Source organism: Pseudomonas gessardii (genome assembly GCF_001983165.1).
In the GTDB taxonomy this organism is placed as follows: Bacteria; Pseudomonadota; Gammaproteobacteria; order Pseudomonadales; family Pseudomonadaceae; genus Aquipseudomonas; species Aquipseudomonas gessardii.
In genome coordinates, this window is the sequence record NZ_MNPU01000087.1 from 1 (window position 1) to 9,091 (window position 9,091).

The 9,091-nt window shown below is 51.8% G+C and carries 13 protein-coding genes; 4 read left to right on the plus strand and 9 right to left on the minus strand.

Annotation, left to right across the window (positions count from 1 at the left end):
• Positions 1-316: 316 nt before the first annotated feature.
• Both BLL38_RS29165 and BLL38_RS29170 read left to right on the plus strand, forming a co-directional pair.
• Positions 317-676 carry a histone-like nucleoid-structuring protein, MvaT/MvaU family gene (locus tag BLL38_RS29165; RefSeq protein ID WP_076965292.1) on the plus strand — a complete coding sequence of 120 codons (360 nt, stop codon included), beginning with the start codon at positions 317-319 and terminating at the stop codon, positions 674-676.
• Between the two features lie 144 nt (positions 677-820).
• Positions 821-1,306, plus strand: a complete 486-nt coding sequence (locus tag BLL38_RS29170) for a hypothetical protein (protein WP_076965293.1) — start codon at positions 821-823, stop codon at positions 1,304-1,306.
• Positions 1,307-1,460: 154 nt separating this feature from the next.
• Here the strand turns inward: BLL38_RS29170 and BLL38_RS29175 are convergent, their stop codons facing one another.
• The 3 genes from BLL38_RS29175 to BLL38_RS29185 all read right to left on the minus strand — a co-directional run bounded on the left by BLL38_RS29175 (position 1,461) and on the right by BLL38_RS29185 (position 4,137).
• Entirely contained in the window at positions 1,461-2,714 is a 1,254-nt protein-coding gene (locus BLL38_RS29175) for a tyrosine-type recombinase/integrase (RefSeq protein ID WP_076965294.1), read from the minus strand.
• The gene (locus BLL38_RS29180) at positions 2,711-3,118 is read right to left on the minus strand and encodes a hypothetical protein (protein WP_076965295.1); all 408 of its coding nucleotides are present in this window, start codon (positions 3,116-3,118) and stop codon (positions 2,711-2,713) included. Before BLL38_RS29180 ends, BLL38_RS29175 begins: the two co-directional genes overlap by 4 nt.
• 347 nt (positions 3,119-3,465) lie before the next feature.
• The gene (locus tag BLL38_RS29185; protein ID WP_076965296.1) at positions 3,466-4,137 is read right to left on the minus strand and encodes a GNAT family N-acetyltransferase; all 672 of its coding nucleotides are present in this window, start codon (positions 4,135-4,137) and stop codon (positions 3,466-3,468) included.
• 34 nt (positions 4,138-4,171) lie between these two features.
• Here BLL38_RS29185 and BLL38_RS31225 point away from each other — a divergent pair, with 34 nt between their 5' ends.
• Positions 4,172-4,624, plus strand: coding sequence for a hypothetical protein (locus tag BLL38_RS31225; RefSeq protein WP_154220724.1), 453 nt, complete (start codon positions 4,172-4,174; stop codon positions 4,622-4,624).
• Positions 4,625-4,643: 19 nt separating this feature from the next.
• Here BLL38_RS31225 and BLL38_RS29195 read toward each other — a convergent pair whose 3' ends face one another.
• Entirely contained in the window at positions 4,644-5,468 is an 825-nt protein-coding gene (locus tag BLL38_RS29195; protein WP_076965297.1) for an N-6 DNA methylase, read from the minus strand.
• Between the two features lie 162 nt (positions 5,469-5,630).
• Positions 5,631-5,963, minus strand: a complete 333-nt coding sequence (locus tag BLL38_RS29200; protein WP_373562158.1) for a hypothetical protein — start codon at positions 5,961-5,963, stop codon at positions 5,631-5,633.
• A 169-nt stretch (positions 5,964-6,132) separates the two neighbouring features.
• On the opposite strand from BLL38_RS29200, the gene BLL38_RS30940 reads away from it, so the two are divergent.
• Positions 6,133-6,357: a hypothetical protein gene (locus BLL38_RS30940; protein ID WP_130898285.1), complete on the plus strand. Its 225-nt coding sequence runs from the start codon at positions 6,133-6,135 to the stop codon at positions 6,355-6,357.
• A gap of 92 nt (positions 6,358-6,449) precedes the next feature.
• On the opposite strand, the gene BLL38_RS29205 is transcribed toward BLL38_RS30940, so the two are convergent.
• From BLL38_RS29205 to BLL38_RS29225, 4 genes are all read right to left on the minus strand, one after another.
• Positions 6,450-6,986 (minus strand): protein-tyrosine phosphatase family protein, encoded by a 537-nt coding sequence (locus BLL38_RS29205; RefSeq protein ID WP_076965299.1) that lies wholly within the window; start codon positions 6,984-6,986, stop codon positions 6,450-6,452.
• A gap of 35 nt (positions 6,987-7,021) precedes the next feature.
• On the minus strand, positions 7,022-7,258 hold the full coding sequence (locus BLL38_RS29210; protein ID WP_076965300.1) for a hypothetical protein: 237 nt from the start codon (positions 7,256-7,258) through the stop codon (positions 7,022-7,024).
• 652 nt (positions 7,259-7,910) lie between these two features.
• Positions 7,911-8,912: a nucleoid-associated protein YejK gene (yejK, locus tag BLL38_RS29220; protein ID WP_076965302.1), complete on the minus strand. Its 1,002-nt coding sequence runs from the start codon at positions 8,910-8,912 to the stop codon at positions 7,911-7,913.
• A gap of 67 nt (positions 8,913-8,979) precedes the next feature.
• Positions 8,980-9,091: transposase domain-containing protein (locus BLL38_RS29225; RefSeq protein ID WP_130202206.1), on the minus strand; the 112-nt coding region annotated here is incomplete at its 5' end.

Genomic DNA, 9,091 nt, shown 5'->3' on the forward strand with positions numbered 1-9,091 from the left:
GCGATATCAGCCATTTTTTGATGCATCGCTACAACTGGATTCGGCCTCACCAATTCAACGATGGGTTGGCGCCAGCGCGGGCCGAGGAAAAACTTAACGTCGTGTCCGGGATTAGTTGACCACTACATAACCCTCTTGAACACAATGAAAAATCAATTGAGCGCCAACATTCAATTCTATGCTTTCTGGCCTTGCACTGGCTTCCTAGCTGGCTATGCATTCCTTACATCGGTAGGCATGATCTAGAACAGGCTCTCAAAGCCTCTCCATAGCCCCAACACGGCTCAGTGGTATAAACCCAACCCAAGGAGACAATATGTCCCTCATTATCGAATACCGCGCAACTGAGGAAGCCATCAAAGAACTTCAGGTCCGGCTGGAAAAATTGAGCGGCAATGAAGCGCTTGTGAAGGAAATGGAGTTCGAGAAGAAGCTCCGGGTATTAATGTCGGAGTATGGAAAACACCTGGGTGACATAATCGCGATTTTTGACCCAGACTACCTTAAAAAAAGAGGCGTCGAGCCGGCAAAGACTCGCGCGCCACGAGTAGTGAAGATTTACCGTAACCCAAACACGGGTGAGCATGTTGAAACCAAGGGCGGCAACCACAAAGTGCTCAAGGAGTGGAAAACGGAATATGGCCAAGACGTAGTGGAGTCTTGGCGAACCCAGTGACTCATGAGCTCACGATGACCTTCAAGATCAAGGCCGGTTACCCCGGCCTTTTTTTATGTTGTTGGTTTGCTAACCAGGTGCTTGGGTTTTTTGAGTTGAATGAGAACGTGGAAAGGAGGTAAATAACTATCAACGGAGGATCAAATGAATATGAATGAGAACGTCGATGAGCGCTTGGTGGCAGCCGTCATGGATGACACACAATCAGATATCGACATTGCACGAATTGCAGTTGAGAAGATCCGGCAGGGAGCTGAAAGTATAGCCGCTGGCATGCACGGCCGTAGCAATGTGACGGCTGCCTTCGAGCATCATGACGGTACACCAATGTCGCCTGAAGAAGTTTTAGCCCACCAGTGCGCCCATGCCGCCAGCATTGGAAAATCGCTAGGTCAGGATTTTTTGCAAAAAGCCCCACCAGCTCTATTGGAACAATTTTCCGCCGTGGCTGGGAACCGTAACGTCGCTGACAGCGGGGCAATGCTCGTTGGCCTGCTGCACGGGTTCATGATCGCATTTGCCACCAAGGAGACTGAAGAGCGAGCATTGAAAGCGATGCTGGAGGTTGCTCGCATCTGCCACGAGGCCAACAATCTTCGTGGCACGACTTTCGGCCAAGCCTCCGAATAAGGTGCGACGGGGGGGAAATAACCGGCTATCCGCTGACACGGGTAGCCGTTTTTTATAGGCTCCAACTAGAAGCATTTCAATCGCATTAATTAACAAAACCTACAACCTTCTCAAGAGCCATGTCTGAAGCCTTCGAGTCCGGTTGACGCATCTTTCAAGCCGCTGGTACCACATTGGCCTGGTCTGATTCCGCATCAGGGGCCGGAGATAGAACTGATACATCGCCCTGTACCTGGGGAGCATTGACGGCAAGATACTCTCCCCAATCCTTCATCAGGACACGCCGCTTATCCAGCAAGTCCCCGCGGTTATATGCTGCTTCAACTTTACTGTTGAGTGTGTGCGCGAGAGCCATTTCGCAAACCTCTCGCTGGTGATCGGTATCTTCAGCTGCCCACGTCCGAAAAGTAGATCTGAACCCATGCGGGACAACCCCATCAACTTGAAGCTGATCAAGCACTCTGGCCATCGCATTGCCGGGAATAGGTCCTGTTCGCCAGGAATTTAGAAATACCCATTTGTCATGCTTTCCGAGCTGCTGCCGCAGTACGTCCAGCATCTGGTCCGTAAGGGGTATTCGGTGAGCCTTACCCGCTTTCATGCGCTCCGGCGGGATGCGCCAGATTTTCATCTCCCAATCAATTTCAGGCCACTGGGCTCCGCTGACCTCCTGATTTCGAGTTACGCTCAATATGGCCAATTCAACAGCGCGAGCTGCAGACCCATCCAGGGAGTCGAGCTTGGCCAACAGCTCAGCTGTGCGAGAAGGTGCTGGAGACGGGAAGGGGACTACCGTATGTGATTGCTTGGGCAAGAGCTTGTCGAGATGACCGCGCCACCGTGCCGGGTTTTCCCCCTGCCGAAGCCTGAGTGCTTTCGCCGCATCAAGCACGAGCTCAATGCGATTCCGGACGCGGTTCGCTGTAACAGGGACCTTGCTCCAGATAGGCGTCAGCACATCCAGTACATCGTCCGTGTCGACTTCGGCTATGCGAAAGCCGCCTATGCAAGGGTAGACATGCTTCGTGAGTGAGTTTTGCCATTGTTGGTGATGCTTCTTAGACCAGCTCGACGAATGAGTGCGAATGTACCTTTCTGCTGAAGCCCGAAAAGTTTGGCTAGTAGTGGTCCGCGAGGCTTTGGTGGCTTTGAGCTTCGCTCGCTCAGCTGCTGGGTCGGTGCCGCGTGCGATATCAAGTCGGTACTTGTCAGCCTCCAATCGTGCATCCCTGAGACTCAATGCAGGGAATTTACCCAGGGAGAGATCGTGACGTTTTTTCGCCAGCATGTAGCGAAAGACCCAACTTTTTCGCTGGGTAGCTGAAACGCGAAGAATCAACCCTCGACCGTCCTGGTAGGAGCCGGGCTGGTCGACGTCCTTGACGAACTTAGGAGTCAGTTTGCTCATGCAGTGCCTTTGGTCACTTGCTGATTCTTTTTGCTCGCTGGCGGCTGATCCTCAAAAGCGAGGGAAATTTTCTCCGGAGGTACGAGGTGTAAGCAAGCAAGCTCATAGCCCGCGCCTGAAGAGAGATGTAATCCGGAATGATCCACAGCGAGAACAGATATCGCTCCAGGCTCCTTATCAAGCTCCTCCCCAAGCCAGTTACTCAGAGCGCCTTCTACAGCATGCATAGTGCCGAAGAAATAGACCTTCTCTGTTACCTCACCGATCAAAACAGAGCGCGGTCCAATCATCGGCCGTAAACCCTCTCGGATAATCGAATCGAGATTTCGGGTTGGCGTGACGTGGTAGATCTGACCAGAAATTTGATCACCTTCGTCGTGCAAATTTGCATCACGGTTTTTCACTACGGGATTCCTCACGGCTCATTCACATACAAGGCGCACATGCTGTAAGCGCCCAAGATCTCGCCGAAATGTAGGAGGATAAGGTATCCCCGTACAAAATGGCTACAGGTCTTATTTAACGTGGCCTGTGAGAAAACCAAAATTCTTTGTCCCACACCATGGCCCACAGTTGCTTACCAATGGAAAATATCCACTTGGAGGCAGAATGTGAGCGTTGGCCTGCAGACGAAAGCTTTGGGGTAATAGGGGGGGGGTTAGCAATGGGGGGGAGGAGGGGGCCCGGAAACCGTATGTGCCCCCGGGGTATCGCTGTAATACTATTGCTTAGCCATACTGGTGTGCTGTACTCAAAGAATTCGTTTACGATCACTCACAAAGGCTTCAACCTTAAGTGTGATTTGTATTGTTTCGGCGTCAAATATATCGTTGATCTTGATTGCCTTTTTTTTGCCATACTTAGTTGCTAGTAGCTCAGTGGCGTGTTTAACGTCTGGGCTTTCCAAAAGCTTTGCCTTAGGATATTTTTTCATTTCGTGTAGTTTGCCAATCCGCATATCTACTTGCGCTTCAGCAGCCTCACACATTAAAAAGCCGAGTTTTTCATACATGCCTACTAGGCTCGGAAAACAACAAAGAGCAATATCTGTATAATTTGACTTTAAGTAATCAATCATTAAAGTCATGAGCCCTTGTTTTCTGTATTTGGAATCAACGCACACATAATTAAGGCCGCACGCGGTGCATGAGTCGTTAGCGCGAGTGAAGGTCAAAAATGCGATTGCCTTTGAATTTACGTCACTAATAAGGATAAGTTCGCAGTCAAGTTGTTTGCCAGAGTGTGCAGTTATCTGCTGTTCTAGATCAGCTAACATCCAAGCGCTGGCAAGACCGAACATCGGATGGTTAGGCTTAACAGGCCGGTTCATAAGTTCAGCGCTGTTGCGCTGTGCTAATCGCAAAATATCGTTTTTTTGGGATTGTTTTAGGGTTGTAAGATCGTGAATGTGCAAAATGTTCATGGACTGTCCTTAGTGTTTCCGCAAGTATATTACTTTGACTGACGAATATTCCACTGATCTCCAAATTTTGAATTTGGCATTTCGATGTCATACCTATGCTGGTTGGAATAGCTTGCACGACATCTGCGCCAGGGCCGGTACGGGCAAAGTTGAGGCGGCCACAGTCTTTGAAAGCTATCTGGGTCCTGAAACCCGCAAGGCTACGCAAGGAATCAGCGTCTGCTCCTACGTCAGTCTCATCCTTTCCGTTGGTAATGAGGATCGCCTGGATCGTCTGAGACCCATCAACCGCAACGGTGTATTGCAGAGTACTCTCGTGCGTTTTGGGGTGCCACTGACCCGCTTTTTCGCCGCATCTTGTTGTAAATCGCAACCAAGCAATGAGAACGCGACAGCGACGAAAAATAGTTGCCACATAAAAGGTGCTACCCTAAAAATCTGCTCACATGCCGCAAAGCGTCGAGCAAAAGCTACGGAAGTTAAGTAAGGGCTACTGAAATTCCGAATTAGAATAATGCGAATTGATGTCCGTTAATTTGCTTGGTCGTTGGCAATGGCTTGATACATTCATCTGATATATGTACTGAATCCCGTTGTGAATTGCTTCGTTCTTGAGTGTTCCCTAGTTTATAATTCCAACCTCCTAGAATATGCGCAGGGGTGTACCACAACTCACGCTCTTCCATCATTAGCGTATTGCCGAGGATTACGATTGCAGGAATATGCAGAATGCTGAGTTGAAGATAGGTCATATGAACTGCTCGTGAATCTAAATCCTGTGCAACTACATGAAGGGCGCTTTGGAAGCTTACTCCCTTGCTGGTTAATGCGTCGGCGAAGGCAATAGGCATGGCTCCCGCGCCACATGCGGGTTCAGCTACAGTTATAAAACCCCGCTCCTGCAGTCGTTCATGTAGATCTTTACCGTCGCCTATAAGTTGTGTGGCCATTATTTGACAGACAGGGTAGGGGGTAAAGAACTGCCCTCTTGAGCTATTACCGAGTTCCAACTCACCGAATACTCGGCCCAGTACATCATCAGGGCCATACTCCATTGCCATGGTTAGTTCCGCGAGCATTTGGGGAAACCGGTGCAACTCATTCGGTTCATACTTCTTAATAAGGCTCAGATAGCGGTTTTCACGCTCATTACGGTGCGCCAGGTCCACGCTGTTGCTCATCGCTAACGCGCCCATTTCGCAGAAGTCGGCGAACACATCCCACAAGTGATGGCGGTGGCTGTTTGCGTTTAGCAGGCGAATGAGGGTTTTGCGGTGTTCTGCCGGGTTCGAGGCCTTGGTGTATGCGCGTGGTTTTTTTGAATTAGCCATGGTGCTTATCGGACGCTATTTGGTAAGTTACAAAGAACTTAACCCTTAGTGATAAGAACCCAAGACCTCGTTAGATCACCGCTTTTCTAGCTAATAGATCTCATTGGGTGCAGCAGCGCTTGTAGCAAAAACGAAGCGCATGCCCCCCAGGTGGTCCATTCTTCAAAATGCAAACTCTTGCTGGCGATCTGCGAAGCTACACCAGCGTGCGTAACACTCAGAATTACCTATTTCCATTTCGATATTATCGGCATAGCCCCGTATGCGCGCGTCACGGATTAACTCGGCTATTACTTCGTCGCTGTCGCCCATTTCGAAGCATGTGTCAAAAGTTCGTTCACCAAGACCTTCATACCCACGGTCCCACAAAGTGTACCTGGTGATCTCATGCACCAGCATGTGGCGGTAGGCCAGCTGTACAAAGCGAACACGAGCTTTTAAGCCCGAAGCGGTTGAGAGGCCTACTTTGTCGCGTAGACCATACAGTTCGTTGATGGTGGCGGTGGTGTAAGACACAAGGCGATCCGAGTTTTCCTAGAGATGCCTTCAGGCTACGGCAAGGGCCCGGAACCCCAACTATTTCAGCGCGTTTTGAATGGGCCGACGCCAGACAGTGGCGTGGTCAGGGTTTCGTAGGGAGCAGGGGAGGGGATCAATCCCTACCTTGATCCCGCTGTATTGGCTTGAAGGAGTTCCATTCCGAGAAAAAACCGTGGGTGATTTTAGGATCGGTGCCGAGCTACATCCGGGCGCGATCGTCGATCTGGAAAAGCCCAACCTCAATCTACTGGTGGGGAGAAACGGACTGGCCAGCAAAGACTTTATGTTCGAATTGTTTTGCCTCGGCCCGCTTGGGGTGGGCTTAGGTACGGCGGAGGAGTTTTCCTGAATCAGATCTCGCTACCGCCGATTCACCCGCCGGTAAGATAGCCATCGGCGCCGTCGCGTATGTTTACCATGATCTCTGCCGGCGCTGTACGCTCACGAGAACAGCAACTTGATCAGCGAAAGAAGAGTTCGCTTTGGCGCTTCCGGTCCCACTGGAGTGCTTGCCGTACGGTAGGCGGCCATCAGGTGAACATCGTTGGCCAACATCCGGTAGACGCACTGGTTTGCGTCTGGGGTCGGTTTATGCAACTGGTACCCAAGATGTTTGTTGATATACAAAGCGACCGCGGCACTGCGGGATCGGCCGGCCTGGCAATTAACCGCGATATTTTCCCCCAGGTCTGCAATTTCCCGTATGCGCTCCCTCAGCACGTCAGCCTTGCTGCTGAGCAGGTAATCGACGTAATTCCGCTCAAAGTCCTGCCCATATATCTCGATGACTTCTTCGTCAAAGCCGGCGTCAATGAAGTGGTGATAGCTCACGCTCTTCCAGCGTGCTTCGTTGATTCGTGCCTGATCGTCAGGGCCATCAGATATAGATATCAGATGACAGTCAGGGCCTGGCAAGTATCCCTCAGCATCGCTGCGCGATAAGAAGGTGCAGCAGGGTATCGGTTTCTTTCGTTGCATTTATTCTCCTGCTTTATGACTAGCATGATACTGAGTTAGAGACTCTTCAAGACACCCCAGTGAACTGGATGACGATCCGCCTTCTCCAGTGCCTCCGCAGCCACCGAGGCTTGCTCGTGCGAACTCCACACGCTGTCGGAGCAACGCTCAACGCCGTGCTCCTGGTCTCGGAAAATCAGGTCAAAGGTCGGAGCCTCGTATTGGTCAGAGATGTCCCGCACTATAAAGCGCTCGTGCTCGAGGTGTTGTGTCAGGGCGAATGTGGCGCTCATAGGCATGATCCAGCTTTCAGGGATCCCTCGGATGCCGACTCCAAGGGGGTCGCAGGTGCCTCTATTGAATGATCAGGGGCTGGCCCGCTCGACGCCGACCTGTTGACCTCTGGTTGGGAGTTGGACGTTTCGATGTTCCAGCGACCAATCTCAATTCCAAGCTCATGGCTTGCCTCTTGAGAGAGCCCATGCAAAGCGTCCTCAACAGCTAATTCGAGCTTGGTTTTCAACCGAAAAAGCGCCTGCTGTGAGCCGAGAACTCCAATGACCAGGTTGAGGGTAAGTCCAGCCTGACTCCAGGCTTGGGGCGTGACGACCTGCATAAATGGTTCTCCGTATAAGTGATCCGCCTCTTTCTCTCACGATCGCCGATAATCCCAAGTTCCCGTCGCCAGTTCAGGATTGCTACTCCTCAGTTTTTAATAGCCGTGTATAAATTTTCTGACTGAAATCCCATGGGTCAGAGCCTTGAATTCTTGGAGCAAACGCTGCAAGTAAGCATCAAAGAGCAGTGTGCAGTACGTCGCTGCAAAAACTTTTTCCTGTCTCGCGACCCTCGGGATCGTCGTTGCTGCTTTTTAGGTTCGACGGGCTGGGCTTACGTTAAAATTGAGCAGGATTTGCCCCGTCCTGAACTGGACGGGGCGGGTTTCTAGCCGCGCTTGAGCTGATCACGCAACTGGGTGGGTAGATTGCGAATCATCAGCGTGCCGGCGTTCTCGTCGTAGTCAATCTTGTCGCCGAGCAGGTGCGCTTCGAAGCTGATTGACAGGCCTTCGGCGCGTCCTGTGAAGCGGCGGAACTTGTTGAGGGTACGCTTATCTGCCGGGATTTCAGGCGACAGGCCGTAGTCCTTGTTGCGGATGTGATCGTAGAAGGCTTTTGGTCGATCTTCATCGATCAACCCTGACAGCTCTTCCAGGCCCATCGGCTCGCCGAGCTTGGCCTGGCTGCTGGCGTAATGCACCAGGGTCTTGGTTTTTTCGCGGGCGGACTCCTCCGGCATGTCTTCGCTTTCGACAAAATCGGTGAAGGCTTTAAGCAGGGTACGCGTCTCGCCTGGGCCGTCGACACCCTCCTGGCAGCCGATAAAATCGCGGAAGTACTCCAAGACCTTCTTACCGTTTTTGCCTTTGATGAACGAAATGTATTGCTTGGACTGCTTGTTGTTCTGCCACTCGGAGACGTTGATGCGCGCTGCCAGGTGCAGCTGGCCCAGGTCGAGGTGCCGTGAGGGGGTCACGTCCAGTTCTTCAGTCACCGCCACGCCTGCACTGTGGTGGAGCAGGGCGATGGCCAGGTAATCGGTCATGCCCTGTTGGTAGTGGGCAAAAAGCACGTGGCCACCGGTGGAGAGATTTGACTCTTCCATCAGCTTCTGCAGGTGATCCACCGCAAGGCGGCTGAAGGTGGTGAAATCCTTACTGCGGTCGCAATACGCCTTCAGCCAACCGCTGAATGGATGCGCGCCGGACTCGGCATGGAAGAAACCCCAGGCCTTGCCCTGTTTGGCGTTGTAGCTCTCGTTGAGGTCGCCGAGCATGTTCTCGATGGCTGCCGACGCTGCAAGTTCAGTGTCGCGGGCATGCAATACAGCTGGGGTTCCATCAGGCTTTTTGTGGATCTGATGAACGATGATGTGACGGATTGGCATGAGTTAAGAACCTGTAGTCTGGAGTTGGAAAGGCGTTTCGTGGGGGTGTTTCGTAAGCGAACGGGCATTACAGGTTGCGTAACGGCAGCCAGTTATGCGGCAACAACTCGGCGATCTCACTGGCGCGCTGCGTCGGCAGCCGCATCAGCACATCCTTGAGATAAGCATACGGATCATGC